Annotated in this window: 18 protein-coding genes and 1 tRNA gene; 9 read left to right on the forward strand and 10 right to left on the reverse strand. The window is 67.3% G+C overall.

All coding sequences use genetic code 11. The features are described from left to right. Window positions 1-9: 9 nt before the first annotated feature. Window positions 10-420 (reverse strand): HNH endonuclease, encoded by a 411-nt coding sequence (locus tag WH5701_RS12355; RefSeq protein WP_037981069.1) that lies wholly within the window; start codon window positions 418-420, stop codon window positions 10-12. A gap of 143 nt (window positions 421-563) precedes the next feature. Here WH5701_RS12355 and WH5701_RS12360 point away from each other — a divergent pair, with 143 nt between their 5' ends. Further along, window positions 564-2,180: a DEAD/DEAH box helicase gene (locus tag WH5701_RS12360; protein ID WP_006172756.1), complete on the forward strand. Its 1,617-nt coding sequence runs from the start codon at window positions 564-566 to the stop codon at window positions 2,178-2,180. Between the two features lies 1 nt (window position 2,181). Here the strand turns inward: WH5701_RS12360 and WH5701_RS12365 are convergent, their stop codons facing one another. From WH5701_RS12365 to WH5701_RS12375, 3 genes are all read right to left on the reverse strand, one after another. Continuing rightward, a complete protein-coding gene (locus WH5701_RS12365) occupies window positions 2,182-2,610 on the reverse strand; it encodes a hypothetical protein (RefSeq protein ID WP_006172757.1) in 429 nt (142 codons plus the stop codon). Further along, entirely contained in the window at window positions 2,591-3,007 is a 417-nt protein-coding gene (locus tag WH5701_RS17730) for a DUF6554 family protein (protein ID WP_006172758.1), read from the reverse strand. Before WH5701_RS17730 ends, WH5701_RS12365 begins: the two co-directional genes overlap by 20 nt. A 174-nt stretch (window positions 3,008-3,181) precedes the next feature. Further along, window positions 3,182-3,703 (reverse strand): AbrB family transcriptional regulator, encoded by a 522-nt coding sequence (locus tag WH5701_RS12375; RefSeq protein ID WP_006172759.1) that lies wholly within the window; start codon window positions 3,701-3,703, stop codon window positions 3,182-3,184. Between the two features lie 92 nt (window positions 3,704-3,795). Between WH5701_RS12375 and WH5701_RS12380 the strand changes: the two genes are divergently transcribed. Together WH5701_RS12380 and WH5701_RS12385 are read left to right on the forward strand one after the other, a co-directional pair. Then, window positions 3,796-4,080 carry a hypothetical protein gene (locus WH5701_RS12380; RefSeq protein ID WP_006172760.1) on the forward strand — a complete coding sequence of 95 codons (285 nt, stop codon included), beginning with the start codon at window positions 3,796-3,798 and terminating at the stop codon, window positions 4,078-4,080. Window positions 4,081-4,187: 107 nt separating this feature from the next. After that, on the forward strand, window positions 4,188-4,409 hold the full coding sequence (locus WH5701_RS12385) for a hypothetical protein (RefSeq protein WP_006172761.1): 222 nt from the start codon (window positions 4,188-4,190) through the stop codon (window positions 4,407-4,409). Window positions 4,410-4,790: 381 nt separating this feature from the next. On the opposite strand, the gene WH5701_RS12395 is transcribed toward WH5701_RS12385, so the two are convergent. Both WH5701_RS12395 and WH5701_RS12400 read right to left on the reverse strand, forming a co-directional pair. Then, window positions 4,791-4,862 (reverse strand) — tRNA-Gly (locus WH5701_RS12395). Window positions 4,863-4,932: 70 nt separating this feature from the next. Next, a complete protein-coding gene (locus WH5701_RS12400; protein ID WP_006172763.1) occupies window positions 4,933-6,084 on the reverse strand; it encodes an alanine--glyoxylate aminotransferase family protein in 1,152 nt (383 codons plus the stop codon). 111 nt (window positions 6,085-6,195) lie between these two features. On the opposite strand from WH5701_RS12400, the gene cbiD reads away from it, so the two are divergent. From cbiD to mrdA, 5 genes are all read left to right on the forward strand, one after another. Continuing rightward, window positions 6,196-7,362 (forward strand): cobalt-precorrin-5B (C(1))-methyltransferase CbiD, encoded by a 1,167-nt coding sequence (cbiD, locus tag WH5701_RS12405; protein WP_006172764.1) that lies wholly within the window; start codon window positions 6,196-6,198, stop codon window positions 7,360-7,362. A gap of 35 nt (window positions 7,363-7,397) precedes the next feature. Next, complete coding sequence (guaA, locus tag WH5701_RS12410; RefSeq protein ID WP_006172765.1) at window positions 7,398-8,996, forward strand: glutamine-hydrolyzing GMP synthase; 1,599 nt, start codon at window positions 7,398-7,400, stop codon at window positions 8,994-8,996. A 58-nt stretch (window positions 8,997-9,054) separates the two neighbouring features. Continuing rightward, the gene (locus WH5701_RS12415; RefSeq protein WP_006172766.1) at window positions 9,055-9,663 is read left to right on the forward strand and encodes a hypothetical protein; all 609 of its coding nucleotides are present in this window, start codon (window positions 9,055-9,057) and stop codon (window positions 9,661-9,663) included. A gap of 83 nt (window positions 9,664-9,746) precedes the next feature. Continuing rightward, window positions 9,747-10,136 carry a hypothetical protein gene (locus WH5701_RS12420; RefSeq protein WP_006172767.1) on the forward strand — a complete coding sequence of 130 codons (390 nt, stop codon included), beginning with the start codon at window positions 9,747-9,749 and terminating at the stop codon, window positions 10,134-10,136. Window positions 10,137-10,141: 5 nt separating this feature from the next. Further along, window positions 10,142-11,893 carry a penicillin-binding protein 2 gene (gene mrdA / locus WH5701_RS12425; RefSeq protein ID WP_006172768.1) on the forward strand — a complete coding sequence of 584 codons (1,752 nt, stop codon included), beginning with the start codon at window positions 10,142-10,144 and terminating at the stop codon, window positions 11,891-11,893. On the opposite strand, the gene WH5701_RS12430 is transcribed toward mrdA, so the two are convergent. The 4 genes from WH5701_RS12430 to WH5701_RS12445 form a co-directional block, all read right to left on the reverse strand. After that, on the reverse strand, window positions 11,878-13,011 hold the full coding sequence (locus tag WH5701_RS12430; RefSeq protein WP_006172769.1) for a glycosyltransferase family 1 protein: 1,134 nt from the start codon (window positions 13,009-13,011) through the stop codon (window positions 11,878-11,880). The genes mrdA and WH5701_RS12430 overlap by 16 nt on opposite strands. Before the next feature lie 30 nt (window positions 13,012-13,041). Further along, window positions 13,042-14,238 carry an NAD-dependent epimerase/dehydratase family protein gene (locus tag WH5701_RS12435; protein ID WP_006172770.1) on the reverse strand — a complete coding sequence of 399 codons (1,197 nt, stop codon included), beginning with the start codon at window positions 14,236-14,238 and terminating at the stop codon, window positions 13,042-13,044. 91 nt (window positions 14,239-14,329) lie between these two features. Next, entirely contained in the window at window positions 14,330-14,497 is a 168-nt protein-coding gene (psb34, locus tag WH5701_RS12440; RefSeq protein WP_006172771.1) for a photosystem II assembly protein Psb34, read from the reverse strand. Window positions 14,498-14,566: 69 nt separating this feature from the next. Further along, a complete protein-coding gene (locus tag WH5701_RS12445) occupies window positions 14,567-15,385 on the reverse strand; it encodes a thiazole synthase (RefSeq protein WP_006172772.1) in 819 nt (272 codons plus the stop codon). Window positions 15,386-15,510: 125 nt separating this feature from the next. On the opposite strand from WH5701_RS12445, the gene WH5701_RS12450 reads away from it, so the two are divergent. Next, window positions 15,511-16,077: a hypothetical protein gene (locus tag WH5701_RS12450; protein WP_006172773.1), complete on the forward strand. Its 567-nt coding sequence runs from the start codon at window positions 15,511-15,513 to the stop codon at window positions 16,075-16,077. Window positions 16,078-16,121: the final 44 nt, after the last annotated feature.

The following is a 16,121-nucleotide window of genomic DNA, read 5'->3' on the forward strand; positions in this document are numbered from 1 at the left end:
GTCTTGGCTTCAGGCCGCCTGCAGGGTCATGGCCGGCCTCTGGGGCAGGTCTGAGGACTGGGTTGCTGCTGCTGGCTCGGGAGTGGCCCACTGCAACAGGCGTATGGCCAGGCGCAGGTCGCCATCCATCCAGGCCCGGATCGCCATCGCCCGGCGTGGATCGTAGAAGCGCTGACGCCGGTACCAGTCGAAGGCGTCGGCGTCGCTTTTGTGGCCGTTGCAGGCCAGGCAGGCGGGAACGCAGTTTTCGGTCACACTCAGCCCGCCGCGGCAGCGCGGCATCAGATGATCAATTGACTCGGAACGATTGCCACAATAAATACAACGATTTTGGGTCTGTTTGTGCAGGGATTGTCTCCAGCGTCTGACACGCAACTTGGGGCAGAGATCCTCAAGGAAGACCGCATCCCTGACCTGCATTCCCATGCCTCGGTTGCGGACAGTTTGCCCATGGCTTCTGGTCTGTCAATGTGTCGACGACTTCATTTTTTCAAGCTGATCGCCAAGGCTTGTTCACGGCGCCAAGCTGACTAGACTTCAACTCCAATGACGGACGCGCGTCGGTGTCCCTGCGAGCCACGCGAGGGACTCAGCCGCGCTGCCTGCTGCAGCTTGGGTCCTGCGGCCTGATCGAGGTGATCTCCCCGTTCGATCCGGTCACCCAGGCCCAGTTGCGCCGGATCAGGCCGGCGGGCCGCTGGCGTGCCCAGCGCCATTGCTGGGAGTTTCCGCTCGAGGCCGCAGGCCAGTTGCAGGCTCTGCTGGGCGCGCGCTTTGCGATCGAGCCCGGCCTGGCCCAGTGGATGGCCTGGCTGCGCCAGCCACTGCCCCCCCTGCCGCCGCATCGTGAGTTGGTGGCGGCTGCCCAGCTGGAGGCCCCCCTGCCGGACGGGCGGCAGCTCTTCAGCCACCAGCGCACGGCGGCCCGCTGGTTGCTGGCTCGCCGTGGGGCTGTCCTGGCCCATGCGATGGGCCTGGGCAAGACCCTCACAGCCCTGGTGGCAGCCCGCGCCCTCTCCCGTTGCGCCGACTGCCGCATTGCCGTGGTGGCCCCGGTGGGTCTGCACGGCTTCTGGAGGCAGGAGTCCCTGGCCCTTGAACTGGCTGTGGAGCTGTTCAGCTGGGCGCGGTTGCCGGCGGAGCTGCCCCCTGCCGGCACCGTGCTGCTCGTGGATGAGGCCCATTTCGCCCAGAACCTGGCGGCGGCCCGTACCCGGGCCCTGCTGCGCCTGGCCCGTCACCCGCGCCTGCGGGCGATCTGGCTCCTGAGCGGCACCCCGATGAAGAACGGCCGCCCGCGGCAGCTCTTCCCCCTGCTGGCGGCGATCGATCATCCCCTCGGCCGGGATCAGCTCAGCTTTGAGCAGACCTATTGCCAGGGCCATTGGCGTGAAAGCGGCGGGCGCCGCCACTGGCAGGCCAGCGGGGCTGAACGTCTGGAGGACCTGCACCGGCTGATTCAGCCGTTGGTGCTGCATCGGCGCAAGCAGGATTGCCTCGACCTTCCCCCCAAACAACGCCTGATCTGCCCCGTGGCGCTCAACGCCAGCCAGGCCCAGGGGTTTGAGCATGAGCTGCAGCAGCGGGTGGAGAACTACCGCCTGCGGGCCGCCCGCGGCGAGGTGCGCCGCGACGCTGAATCCCTGGCGATGCTCACGGCCCTCAGGCAGATCGGCGCGGCCTACAAGGTGCCGGCGGCCCAGGCTCTGGTCACGCAGTTGCTCGTGGGTGGAGCCGCGGTGGTGGTGTTCACGGCCTTCGTGGCTCCTGCCGAGCGGCTGGCCGCGAGCCTGGGTGGTGCCGTGCTCACGGGCCGTCTCAAGCCACCGGAGCGGCAGCGCCAGGTGGAGCGCTTCCAGGCGGGCCGGGTGCCGTTGCTGGTGGCCACCTTCGCAGTCGCGGGCCTTGGCTTCACCCTGCACCGCGCCAGTCACGTTGTGCTGCTGGAGAGGCCCTGGACCCCGGGCGACACCGAGCAGGCGGAGGACCGGGCCCATCGCATCGGCATGGCCGGTCCCCTCACCGCCCACTGGCTGCAGCTGGGGGTGGCCGATCAGCTGGTGGATGGGCTGATCGCCAGCAAGGCCGAGCGGATTGCCCTGGCCCTCGGTGGCCGTCAGGCGATCCTGCGCCGCCAGGCCCTGCCGGCGATGGTGCGCCAGTTACTGGAGGCCTGGTGAGTCAGGGGGCCGCCGCCGCCGGAATGTCGCGGCAGCTTTCCTGGCGCACACGGATGTCGGTGACCAGCTGGGGATCGCCGGCATCCTTCGAGGGGTTTCCGTTGCTGGTGGCCTTGAGCAGCTCCGCCGCCTTGTCGATGTCCTGGCAGGCCCTGGCCTGCTCGCCCCTGAGGGTGTGGATCACGAAGCGGTCACTGAGGGGACGGGCCTCAAGCGGGAAGGTGCTCACCACCTTGTCGCAGCGCTCCAGGGCCTGATCGAGCCGATCAACCTTGACCTCATCGAGGCATTCGTCCTGGCGCAGCCGTGGCGATTCCGTGGTCGGGGGGGGCGCCGCGGTACAACCGGCCAGGGCCAGGGTCAGCGCCAGAGCGCACCAGAGGGCCCGAGGGGATTCAGCGCAAAGGGAATCAGTAGGAATAGCGGTCATTGCGAGTGGTTCCGCCGCCGCTGGGGATGGGAACAGGACCAGTGCTTCCACTTGCTGGGATGTCGGTCCTCAGTGGCGCGGGTTTTTCACTGCCATAGAGGGCTCCGATGAAGCGGCCGCAGTCGGGGAAGGCATCGGGGGATTTCACCACGGCCTCGGTGATCATCACGGCGGCATGTTCAGGCGAGGTCTTGAACAGACTGGCGCTCTGGCGCTTGATCAGGGCGTAGGCGGCGGTCCAGCTCACCTCGTGGTCATTGCCGGCCTTGCGCATGAAGCAGTACACCTCTGCGCCCTTGTTGCCTGGATCGCTGGGGTCCGGCTGACTGACCTGGGCCAGCCGCGTCGGTTGGCTCAGCAGGGGCAGAGGACTCGCCAGGAGCAGCAGGGCGGGCACCAGGATCCCCCGCAGGGCCGATCTCAGCCTGCGGCTACGGTCTCTGGCCGGCGCCGTTGAAGTTGAGAAGGGGCAGAGGAGACGGGAGAGCATCGAATCGGTTCGTGGAGCCAGGCATCGGGCACCAACGTATCGGTCGACTCCGAACTGTCGAGGGGGAGGCACTGGCGCTTGTCAACTGGAGGAATGACCAGCTGTGAATGACAGCACCAGCCTGATTACCATGGGCACCACCAGCAGCACCGTGATCAGCCGCACCGCGTGAAGGGCAGCTACGGCGGCACCGACACCGAATTCAGTGCCCACCAGGCTCATGCCGCTGATGCCTCCGGGGGCAGCCCCCAGCAGGGTGATGATCGGACTCACCCCCAGCAGCCGGCTGCTCCAGAGGCCAACCACCAGGCCGGTGGCCACCAGGGTGACGGTGATCAGGATCGCCGGCCGCCACAGTTGCCGCAGTTCCGTCAGCGCTGCGCTGGTGAGGCCGGTGCCGATCACCGTGCCGATGGCGATCTCAAGGCCCGTGCGGGTCCCAGGGGGCCAGTGGGCCACATCCCATCGCCCGCTCATGCTCACCAGCCCCGCACCGAGCAGGGCTCCCGCCAGGGGCGCCGCTGGAATCCCCGTTCGCAGGGCGAGCAAGCCACCGCCCAGGCCGGCCAGGAGGTAGATCGCCAGAGTGGCCAGGCTGGACATGGCCGCAGGTGACGCCAGGACGACTCAGTCTGGGAGATGGCTTGAGCGGTGGGCGGTTCTGTGTTGTGATCGGCCTTCTTGGTTCGATTGCCATGGCCCCTGAATCGGTGTCGTTCCGCATCACCCGCACGGCGGAAGATCTCGCCCAGACGGTGGCGGCCTTGTCGCACCGGCTGGTGCACCTGGAGCAACGGCTTGGTCTGCTGGAGATGGCGCTGGAGGAAGACCAGCAGCCGGAGCCCGATCAGCTCCAGGCTCTCTCCAATGTGGAGGTGCTGCTGCGGGACTGCCGCCAGCTGCTCGAGACGTCAGCCCCGGTGTCCGCTCCGTTGGCTGTCGAGCCTGCCCCGCCGCAGGAGCTGGACCTGGCCGCCTAGGGCGTTTGCTCCACCTGGCGGGCTGGGTTCCACGCTTCGTTCAGACCAATATCACTCAAGCTGGCGGTGACCTGCTTCTGGGTGGCAGAATGAAAAGAAAAACAACCATGGCCAACACCTATCCGGCCTGCCCCCTGCCCCGGAACGGGGGGTCGTTGGCGCCTCAGTCCACCATCCACCGCCCTGGCTACATCGAAGGTGGCCATCAGCTTGAGAAGCTGGAATTCGCCTTGGCCATCGCCATCAGCCGTGGGGACAGCAGCCGGGCGGGCCAGCTGCGCTCCCAGATCGATGCCATCGGTGGTCTGGGCGAAGAGCCAGGCACCTGACAGCTGAAATTGTCTCTTCCTGTCTGGATTCCTCTCTCTTTCAAGCCAACTTCTCGCTCAAGCGTTAAGGTGGTTGAAGATTGATCTGTTGTTGTGCTTGCGGTTCAAACGCGATCTTCGATCGCCATGTCACAAGGATCAGAGCAACGAAGCCAGTTCCTCCGCGATGCGGCCAAGCATGAATCCCGTGCCGAAGCTGCTGCCCAACGTGGTGATCTCGTCGAAGCGGCCCAGGCTGTACTCAAATCCCTCGATTGCGAGCGCCGAGCCGGCAGTATCGGCCCCCAGATTCTCCAGGTGATCAAGCCCAGATCCTGAGAGCCTGCTTCAGTGCTCTTCATTCAGAGCCAAGGCTCTGAAAATGAATTCATCTCAGACTCAAGCGGGTGACCGGACTCGAACCGGCGACGTTCAGCTTGGGAAGCTGACATTCTACCACTGAATTACACCCGCATTTCTTCACCCTAGCAAAGGGTGAACAGGTGAGGGCTGAAGCTTCAGCCCTCACCCTCGGTCTAGGCTCTCAGGCCGCCAGTTCCCGGGCCGCCGCGGCCAGGCCTGCCCCCACCGGCTGACGGGCAGCCCCCAGCTCCTGCAGGGTCGCCTCAATGGCGGCCACCGCCGTGAGCACGTCACGGTCGCAGACAAAGCCCAGGTGGCCGATGCGGAATACCTTGCCTTTGAGGTGGTCCTGACCGCCCGCCAGCAGGATGTCGTAGCGCTCCTTGATCTTCTTGCGCAGCACCTCAGCGTCCAGGCCCTCAGGGGCCACCGCCGTGATCGCCGGGCTGCCGTGGCCTTCAGCGGCGTAAAGGGGCAGACCGATGGCACGCATGGCCGCTTGGGTGGCCCGCTGCAGCCGGGAATGGCGGGCGAAGATGGCGTCCAGTCCTTCCTGCTCCATCATGCCCAGGGCGGCTTCCAGGGCGTAATAGAGCGTCACCGGAGGCGTGAAGGGGTTGCTATCGGCGGCGGCTGATTTCCGGTACTTGCCCAGATCCAGGTAGAACTTGGGCAGATCGGAGCGCTTGTGAGCCTCCCAGGCGCGTTCGCTCATCGCCACGAAAGCCAGGCCCGGCGGCATCATGTAACCCTTCTGGGAGCCCGAGCCCACCACATCCAGGCCCCAGGCATCCACCGGCACCGGGCAGGCCCCCAGGCTGGTGACGCAGTCAGCCACCACCAGGGCCTGGCCATGGGCATGAACATGGCGGGCGATCGTCTCCAGGTCGTTGATCACCCCGGTGGAGGTTTCCGAATGGGTGAGGATCACCGCGCGGATCTGCTTCTCGCTGTCGGCTTCGAGGGCCAGGCGGAAGGCCTCCGGATCCAGGGGCTGGCCCCAGTCGGCGCGGATCACCTCCACCTCCAGGCCATAGGCCCTGGCCACCTTCACCCAGCGCTCGCCGAACTTGCCGTTGTCCCCGCAGAGGACCTTGTCGCCCCGGCTCAGCACGTTGATGATGCCCGCCTCCATGGCGGCGGTGCCGCTGCCGGTGAGGGCCAGCACATCACCTTGGGTCTGGTGCAGCCACTTGAGCTGCGCGGTGGTGCGCTTCACGATTGCCTGGAATTCGCCGCTGCGATGGCCGATCGGGTGGCGGCTCATGGCCAGCAGGACGGTCTCCGGCACCGGCGTGGGACCGGGGATCATCAGGGTGAGCTTGTCCTGCATGGGGGGCGCTGGGGGGGGCGGGCGCGGCGGCCCAATCCACCACCTTAAAAAACCAAGGTCCCTGCTCCCCGGCCCCGCTCATCGACCAACACCGCAGCCATCCCCTTGCCGATGACCGAAGCGACACCCTTCACCCTGCCGGTCTGGGTGGCGGCGGCAGCCCGCGCAGCCCTGGAGGCGCTGCTGGAGGCCGAGGGCGAGGGCCTTGCGCTCGGCGTGACGGCGCTCAGGGGCTCCAGTGAGGCGCAGCCGCTGGAGCTGCTGGAGCCGGCCGGCGTCGAGCTGGTGCCGGTGGAGGCCGCCGCCGCCATCGGCGATGGTCAGGCCCTGGGCATGGCCCGCTGTGATCCGGGCGATGGCCTGGATCTCACCCGGGGTTTGCTGGTGTGGGTTCGGGCCAGCTGGTGGGATCCTCCGCAGGGGGCAGAGCCATCCCAGCGGCTGCTTCTGGAGGCGGGGGAGGGGCTGGGCGTGCTGGCCGGCAGCCGGGAGCTGTGCCTCTCGGCCTATGCCCGCCAGCTGCTGGAGGTCAACCTTCTGCCCCTGGTGCCAGCCGGCCGCGGTCTGCAGCTCCAGCTGGTGTTCCCCCGGGGCCGGGAGCTCGCTGGCCGCACCAGCAATGAAGCCTTCGGGGTGGTGGATGGTCTGGCCCTGATCGGGACCCAGGCCGTGGTGCAGCGCAGCGCCGCCCCCGATCGGCTCGAGCAGTGCCTGGAGACCCTGCGCCAGTGGCCGCACTCGCCCCACCCCAGGGATCTGGTGCTGGTGATCGGCGAGAACGGGCTCGATCTGGCTCCCCGGCTCGGGCTGCCCGCCGGCCTGCTGCTCAAGGCCGGCAACTGGCTCGGTCCACTGATCGTGGCGGCGGCAGAAGCCGGCGTCGAGCGGCTGCTGCTGTTCGGCTATCACGGCAAGTTGATCAAGCTGGCGGGCGGGATCTTCCACACCCACCACCACCTGGCCGATGGTCGCGCCGAGGTGCTCACGGCCCTGGCGGCCCTCGAAGGCATGGGCGGTCCTGAGCTGCAGCGGCTGTTCGCGGCGCCCACGGTGGAGGCGGCCCTGGCGGAATTGAAGGAGCTCGACGGGCCGCTGGCAGCCCGGATCGAGGCGCGGCTGGCGCTGGCGATCGAGACCCGCAGCCAGGCCTACCTGGCCCGCTACGGCCGCTTCAGCATGCGGATCGGTGCGGCGCTCTTCGATCGGCAGCGGCAGCTGCGGGTGTCAGGCCCCTGCGGACATGAGCTGCTGGAGGCTTTCCGGCACGACCTAGGGTGACCCCCAAAGGCCAGGCAGGCCGTCATTCGGTCGTTATGTCCCACCCGTCCCCCTCGACCGAGCAGCCCGAAAGCTCACGTCTGCCGGCGATCGTCATCCTCGATTTCGGCTCCCAGTATTCCGAGCTGATTGCCCGTCGCGTGCGGGAAACCGAGGTGTATTCCCTGGTGCTGGGGTATGCCACCAGCGTGGAGGACATCAAACGGCTGGCGCCGAAGGGAATCATCCTCAGCGGCGGCCCCAACTCGGTGTACGACGAGGGGGCACCCCTGTGCGATCCAGCCATCTGGAGCCTGGGGATCCCGGTGCTGGGGGTCTGCTACGGCATGCAGCTGATGGTTCAGCAGCTCGGCGGTCAGGTGGAAGCCGCCGGCCGCGGCGAGTACGGCAAGGCGCCCCTCTACGTGGATGACCCGGTCGATCTGCTCACCAACGTGGAGCACGGCTCGACGATGTGGATGAGCCATGGGGATTCGGTGCAGGCCCTGCCGCCGGGCTTCAGCCGTCTGGCCCACACCGACAACACGCCGGAAGCAGCGGTGGCTGATCACCAGCGGCGTTTGTACGGGGTGCAGTTCCACCCTGAAGTGGTGCATTCCCGCGGCGGGATGGCGATGATTCGCAACTTCGTTTATCACATCTGCGGCTGTGAACCCGACTGGACCACGGCGGCCTTCATCGATGAAGCCCTTGCCGATGTGCGTGATCGGGTTGGAGACAAGCGGGTGCTGCTGGCGCTCTCCGGCGGGGTCGATTCCTCCACGCTGGCCTTCCTGTTGCACCGGGCCATCGGAGATCAGCTCACCTGCATGTTCATCGACCAGGGATTCATGCGCAAGGGGGAGCCGGAGTTCCTCACCGAGTTCTTCGATGCGCAGTTTCACATTCGCGTCGAATACATCAATGCCCGTGATCGCTTTCTTGCCAAGCTCGATGGCGTCACAGATCCGGAGCAGAAGCGCAAGATCATCGGCGCCGAATTCATCCGTGTCTTCGAGGAGGAAAGCAAGCGGCTCGGACCCTTCGATTACCTCGCCCAGGGCACTCTCTATCCCGATGTGATCGAATCGGCCGGCACCAACCTCGATCCCAAGACCGGCGAGCGGGTGGCGGTGAAGATCAAAAGCCACCACAACGTGGGCGGGCTGCCCAAGGATCTGCAGTTCAAGCTGGTGGAACCCCTGCGGCGCCTGTTCAAGGACGAGGTGCGCAAGGTGGGCCGCAGCCTCGGCTTGCCCGAGGAAATCGTGCGCCGCCACCCCTTCCCGGGACCTGGCCTGGCCATCCGCATCCTCGGGGAGGTCAGCGCCGAGAAGCTGAACATCCTGCGTGATGCCGACCTGATCGTTCGCGAGGAGGTGCAGGAGGCCGGGCTCTATCACGAGATCTGGCAGGCTTTTGCCGTGCTGCTGCCGGTGCGCAGCGTCGGCGTGATGGGCGACAAGCGCACCTACGCCTATCCAATCGTGCTGCGCTGTGTGTCCAGCGAAGACGGCATGACCGCCGACTGGTCTCGTCTGCCTTATGACCTGCTGGAGCGCATCTCCAACCGGATCGTCAATGAGGTGCAGGGGGTGAACCGGGTGGTGCTCGACATCACCAGCAAGCCCCCCGGCACGATCGAGTGGGAATAGTCCCGGCGCTGGCCTCTTTGGTCGGCGTTCGATACCATCGGCTCCCAGCCTGTTTCCCTTGACCGCCGTCACTCAGCAGGATCCCCAGGTGCAGCGCCGCCTGCAGCAGGACAGCATCCTGCTGGGGGGGAAAACCATCTACCTCAATCCTTTCCTGTACTGGCGTCGTTTCGATGCCAACACCGACCGCTGGTTGCGGGAGCCCGGTCAGCTGCCGGAGGAGCAGATTCTGGCCAACCGTGGCCGTTTCTACCCGGAAGTCCACTGGGAGGAACTCAGCGACGGCGACCGCCAGATCAAGGATGGCGCCGTGGAGATGTTCATCAAGAGCCTGGAGCTGATCAGCACCTTCCATCCCGATCTCAGCGCCGGTCACCTGCTGGAGGTGGAGCGCAAGATGGCCGTCACCAAAAAGCGTGCCTTCGAGCGCTGGGTTGAGAAATCGCTGCAGCGCCGTCAGAAGCTGGAGCAGCGGGAACGGCGTCGGTTTGATCGTGAGCGTGCCCTGCGCGGCTGGGGCGAGTGGTTCAGCCTCGACATGACACGCCAGGCCCTGCTGCCCTTCACCGCCGCCGTCGCTCTGGCCGTGGTGGGCGGCTGGTGGGTGGGATCGCGCGAATTCTGCCGTGCGGTGATTCTCGAGCCCGGGATCCAGCGCACCCCCTGAACCCTCAGCCGCCCGCCTGGGCGTCAGACTGGGAAAACGGTCCGATGGTGATTGCCAGCGGCGTTCGCTTCAGGAGTTGTGCCATGGCTGCCGATCCCTTTGATGCCCTGCGGCTCAGCCTGATGGAAGACCTGCTTCCGGTCGGCATCGCCGTGGTCGACCGGGCCCGTCGGGGCGGACCCCGCCAGGTGGTGGAGGCCTTCACCGCCACGGATGATCCCCTGGCGCAGCTGCGTCAGGAGGGGGATGCGGCCGCTAAGAAGGTGCGCGAGAGCCTCGATCAGGTGCAACCCGGGCTGGGCAACCCTGTGGTGAAGGTGGAGGTGCGCGACGTGCCCTCTGGTTCGGCCAGTGATCTGAGCGGCCCGCCGCCCGTCTCCCCCACGGGGCCGGAGGAGCGGCGGGCGCTGCAGGAGGCCCTGGCGCGCGTCTCCGGGCGCCTGGAGGAACTTGAGCGCCGCCTCGGGGCCTGAAAGCGATGGCCAGCGGATTCCAGGCCGGCTCGCCGCGGCAGTCGGGGATGAGCCATCAGCCGGCTTGGCTGCTGGCGGTTGTGGTGCTGGCGGCCTCGGCGATGGGGGCCCGCCTGGCCTGGCTGCAGCTGGCCCAGGGCCCTGAAAACCGCCTGCGGGCCGACCAGAACCGCATCCGCCTGGTGCCCCGTCACCCTGTCCGCGGCCGTCTGCTCGATCGCCATGGGGAGGTGCTGGCCACCAGCCGCCTCACCTACAACCTCTACCTGCAGCCTCGGCTGGTGTCGAAGGAACGCTGGCCGGCCCTGCGCGAGAAGCTGGCGGCGCTCCTGGCGCTGCCGGTGGATCAGCTGGAGCAGAACTACAAGGAGGGGCTCCAGGGTGATGGCTACCGGATCGAGCTGGCCAGTTCCCTCAGCAGCGTCCAGGTGCTGCGCTTCCGGGAGCAGGCGATCAATCTCGATGGCGCCGAGGTAGACGTCGACTACCTGCGCTCCTACCCGGGCGGCCCCCTTGCCGCGCACGTGCTCGGTTACACCAGTGGCCTCACCGAGGAGGAATACGCCCGGCTGGCCGACAAGGGCTACCGGGTGCAGGACCGCATCGGGCGTACAGGGCTGGAGCAGGTCTACGAATCCCACCTCAGGGGTGAGTGGGGCGGCCAGCAGCTGGAGGTGAATGCCGCGGGCCAGGTGCAGCGGGTGCTGGGGGACAAGCAGGCCCGCGCCGGCAAGGACCTGCGCCTGACCCTGGATCTTGAATTGCAGCGCACTGCTGAGAAGGCCCTTGATGGGGTGGCGAAAGGGGCAATCGTGGCCATGGATCCCCGCACCGGCGCCATCCGCGCCATGGCGAGCCGCCCCAACTTCGATCCCAACATCTTCTCCACCGGCCCCACCACGGCCCAGTGGAACAATCTCAACCGCCCGGAAGCACCCATGCTCAACCGGGCGATGCGGGCCTTTCCTCCCGCCAGCACCTTCAAGCTGATCAGTACGATCGCCGGCCTCGAATCGGGGCGCTACGGCCCCACCTCCACCATCCCCACCTCCGGTTCCTTCTGCTACGACGGCCAGTGCTACGCCGACCACGGCAGCTTCGGCAGCATCGGTTTTCCCCTCGCTCTGGCGGTGAGCAGCAACAGTTTCTTCTACCGGCTGGGGCTGAAGGTGGGCTCCGAGGAGCTGTTCAAGGCGGCGCGCCGCCTCGGCTATGGCAGCTACACCGGCATCGAGCTGCGCGATGAGGAGAGTCCGGGATTGCTGGGCGACAAGGCCTGGAAGAAGAAAGTGCTGGGCGAATCCTGGACCTCCGTGGACACGATCACCTCGGCGATCGGTCAGGGGGCTGTTTCGGTGACGCCGCTGCAGATGGCCCGTCTCTACGCGGCCGTGGCCAATGGCGGCTGGCTGGTCACGCCCCACCTGGTGGAGCGGGACACCCCCCGGACCTGGATCGGCCTCAAGCCCACCACCCTCAAGGTGCTGCGCCAGGGTCTGCGCGAGGTGGTCACGAACGGCACCGCCACCATGCTCAACGATCCCAGGCTGCCGGCGGTGGCCGGCAAGACCGGCACCGCCGAAGACCCGCCGCGGCCGGATCACGCCTGGTTCGGCGGCTATGCCCCAGCCGGTAAGCCCGATCTGGTGATCATTGCCTTCGGCGAGAACAGTGGTGGCTACGGCGGCACCATCGCCGTGCCGATGGTGAAGGCCCTGCTGGCCACCTGGTTCAAGCCGGCTCAGGCCGCCAGCTGAAGGCCAGCACCGGCCACATCGCGGTAGAAGCGGCGAAGCTGGGCGGTGGCTCCGGCCCAGCCCCAGCGCTCGGCCTCATGGCGGGCCGCCAGCCGCAGCTGCTCGCGCCGCTCGGGGCTGGCCAGCAGCCGCAGGGTGGCGGCGGTGAGGGAGGCGTCGTCGTCGGGGTCGTAGAGACAGCCGTTGACCCCATCGGTGACGATGTCGGGGATGCCGCCCCGGTTGGCACCAACCACCGGACAGCCCGCCGCCATCGCCTCCAGCAGCACCAGTCCCAGGGTTTCAGTGCTGGAGGGGAAGAGGAAGGCATCAGCACTGGCAAAGGCGCCGGCCAGCTCCTCGCCGCCCAGATAACCCACAAAGGTGGTGGCGGTTCCCTCGAACACCTTCTCCAGCTGAGCCCGGTGCGGGCCGTCGCCCACCAGAGCCAGCCGGGCCTGGGGCAGGGCGTCGAGCACGGGCCGGATCCGCTCGATCTGCTTCTCGGCCGACAGCCGACCCACATACAGCAGCAGGCTGTCGCTGTCGGGATGGCGGCCCATCAGCCGCCGCCGCATGGCGTCCGAGCGCAGCTCGGGCCTGAACATCTCGGTGTCAACACCCCGCTGCCAGAGGGCGGTGTGCTGGATGCCCCGCTGAGCGAGCTCCTCCACCATCACCGAGGACGTGCAGAGATTGAGCACGGCCTGGTTATGGGCGGCCTTGAGCAGTTCCCAGAGCAAGGGCTCCAGCACGCCCATGCCGTAGTGCTCCAGGTATTTGGGCAGGTGGGTGTGATAGCTGGCCACCAGCGGGATCTGGCGGGTTCGTGCCATCCAGATGCCCCCCAGGCCCAGCACCGCCGGGTTGACCACATGCACCACATCCGGCTGAAACGCCTCCAGAGCCTCGGCCACGGCTGGACGGGGCAGGGCGAGCTTCAGCTCCGGGTAGAGCGGCAGGGGCAGGGCCGGCACGCCGATCACCCGGGCTCCCATGTAAAGCGAGGGGGCGCCCTCCGGGCAGAACAGCAGCACCTCATCCCCGGCGCGCACCAGGTGTTCCACGGTCTTGGTGAGACGCGTGACGATGCCGTCGACCTTGGGCAGGAAGGTTTCGGTGAACAGTGCGATCTTCACGGGAGCCGCTGTCGGGGCATGGTCCTGGGCTCAGACGACAGCCTTGAGGGCCGCCGCCTGGGTCGTGGTCCAGGAGGACACGCAGGGAATGCGTGAGCGGTCGCAGCGGTCGGCCCAGCGCCGGGCCACATCCACCACTTCGCTGAGCAGGCCGTCTTCCAGGGTGGTGGGCTTGAGGCCCAGCTCGATCAGACAGCGGTTGTCGACGATCAGATCGTTCTCGATCGCCTCCTTGCGCGGGTTGGGCAGGTGGCTCACCTGGGCGCCGGTGACCGCCGCCACCTTTTCAGCCAGATCGTTGACCTTGTGGCTCTCGGTCATCTGGTTGTAGATGCGCACCTTTTCCCCGGAGACGGGCGGGTGATCGATCGCCAGCTCCACGCACTTGACCGAATCACGGATGTGGATGAAGGCGCGGGTCTGGCCGCCCGTGCCGTGCACGGTGAGGGGATAGCCGATCGCGGCCTGCATCAGGAAGCGGTTGAGCACCGTGCCGTAATCGCCGTCGTAGTCGAAGCGGTTCACCAGGCGGGGGTCCCGGTCGGTGAGATCGGTGTTGGTGCCCCAGACGATGCCCTGGTGCAGGTCGGTGACGCGGATGCCGTCGTTCTTGTTGTAGTAATAAAAAAGAAGCTGATCCAGCGTCTTGGTCATGTGGTAGACGCTGCCAGGATCCGTGGGGTGCAGGATCTTCTCCCGGAAGCGGCTGCCGTCGGCCTGGGGCACCTCCACCGTGAGGTAGCCCTCGGGAATCGTGGCGCCCCGGTGGGAGCCATAGCCGTAGACCCCCATGGTGCCCAGGTGCACGATGTGGATGTCGAGGCCGCTCTCAACGATCGCGCAGAGCAGGTTGTGGGTGCCGTTGACGTTGTTGTCGACGGTGTAGCGCTTGGTGGTGCTCGACTTCATCGAGTAGGGCGCCGCCCGCTGCTCGGCGAAATGGACCACGGCCTCAGGACGCTCGCTGCGCAGCAGCTCCAGCAGCAGGTGGTAGTCCTGGGCGATGTCGAGGTGCACGAAGCGGATGGCTCGGCCGCCCGTGTCCTCCCAGGCCCGCAGGCGGTCGTGCACGGTGGCGATCGGGGTCAGGGATTCCACCCCCAGATCCACGTCGATCTTGCGCCGGCTGAGGTTGTCGACCATGACCACGTCGTGGCCGGCCTCGGCCAGATTCACGCAGCAGGGCCAGCCGCAGAAGCCGTCGCCGCCGAGAACGAGAACCTTCACGTCTGAACTCCTGCTGAACGAGCCGATGCTCCTGCTGGCAAGCTACTACAGGCGTTCCGCCCCCCCCAGCAGGCAGCCGGGATCCAGACGCTCAGCTGATCCCCGCCGCCACCGCCACCATCAGCAGCACCAGCACCACACCCCCCAGCAGCAGCATGGTGGTCGAGCGGCTGCGCCCTGCCCCCGTCTCGATCACCTCCATGCGGGGCTCCCTGGCGAAGGCATTGAGTTTGCCGCCGTCTTCCTCGGTGACCGACATGGATGGGGCGCAGTGGATGCCGCAAGTTACCCAGTGCCGGCGGCCTTGGCCTTTCCCTGAGAAGGACTGTTACGGGATCTCGGCCGGAGCGGGGGAACCAACAAGGCCCTGCTGCGGTGAGCTGGCGCTGGCCTCGGAGCGCACCGGCAGCCGCCCGGCCAGGTAGGCGGTGCGGCCCGCCACCGTGGCCATGGCCATGGCGCGGGCCATCGCCGCTGGATCACCGGCCATGGCGATGGCGCTGTTGATCAGCAGGGCATCGGCGCCCATCTCCATGGCCTGGGCGGCTTCGCTGGGAACACCGATGCCGGCGTCCACCACCACGGGAACGCGGGCGCTCTCGATGATCAGGGCGATGTTGGCGGCGTTGCGGATCCCCTGGCCAGAGCCGATCGGAGAGCCCAGCGGCATCACTGTGGCGCAGCCGGCCTCCTCCAGCCGCCGCGCCAGCATCGGATCGGCGTTGATGTAGGGAAGCACCACGAATCCTTCCTGCACCAGGGCTTCAGCGGCCTGGAGGGTGCCGATCGGATCCGGCAGCAGGTGCCTGCTGTCCGGAATCACCTCCAGCTTCACGAAGTTGTTGTCCTCCTGGCCGGCCAGCCGCGCCAGCTCCCGGCCCAGCCGTGCCACCCGCATCGCCTCCTCGGCGGTGGCGCATCCGGCGGTGTTGGGCAGCATCCAGTGGCGGCTCCAGTCGATCGCCTCGATCAGACCCTCATGTCCAGCGGCCAGCGACTGCACCCGGCGCACCGCCACGGTGACGATCTCGCAGGAGCTTGCCTCCAGGCTGGCTTTCATCGCCGCCAGGCTCGGGTATTTGCCGGTGCCGGTCATCAGGCGGCTGCGGAAGGGCCGTCCCGCGATCACCAGGGTGTCGCTGTCCATTGGGATGTCGTCGAAGCCCCAGCCATGCCGCGAAACTACCGCGAACGATGGCCCTGGCGGCTGTTTCGGTCCGCCGGATGGCGCCGCCGCCCTTAGCCTGCTCCCACGTGCCCTGAACCTTCCCGATGCCGCTGCTTCTGCCGCTGCTCCTGGCTGCCGCCGACCCCCAGCTGGCCATGAATCCCTTGCCGGTGGGAAGCGTCGTGCCTTTCGGCGCACCGCCCACCTCAGCGGTGCAGGTTTTCGAGGCCGAGCTGGGGCCGGTGGAAACCTTTGATCCGAAGGGCCGGGCCGTTGATCTGGCCCGCGACCTGCCGAGGGTGTGGTCGGGCGTCTACCGCTCCTTCAGCGGCGGCGCGCCCCTGCCTGTGCAGCTGCGCCTGGAGGAGGCCACCCCCATGGGCCAGATGGTCGACCTGCGCGGTGAGATGCAGGTGGGAGAGACCACCGTGGCGGTGCAGGGCAACCTCAACGCCAAATCCGACCAGCTCGATCTGCTGATGCTCTGCGACTGCGAAGTCGGCGGGATGGAATCGGGTGGGGAAATCAGTGGGGTGCAGGGCCTGGAGCTGGCGGGCTGGGTCGCGCCGCGTCTGACCAATCCCGGCGGTCGCTTCGACCTTCGTCCAGTGGCCCAGGTGGCAGCTCCAGCGGCACCTTCCAGTGGAGCGCCGGTACGGGGATTGTGGTGACCGAAAGCCAGATTCAGCGAGGTGTTTGAGATTCAAAGGCTGCT

The organism is Synechococcus sp. WH 5701 (assembly GCF_000153045.1).
Taxonomy (GTDB): domain Bacteria; phylum Cyanobacteriota; class Cyanobacteriia; order PCC-6307; family Cyanobiaceae; genus Regnicoccus_A; species Regnicoccus_A antarcticus.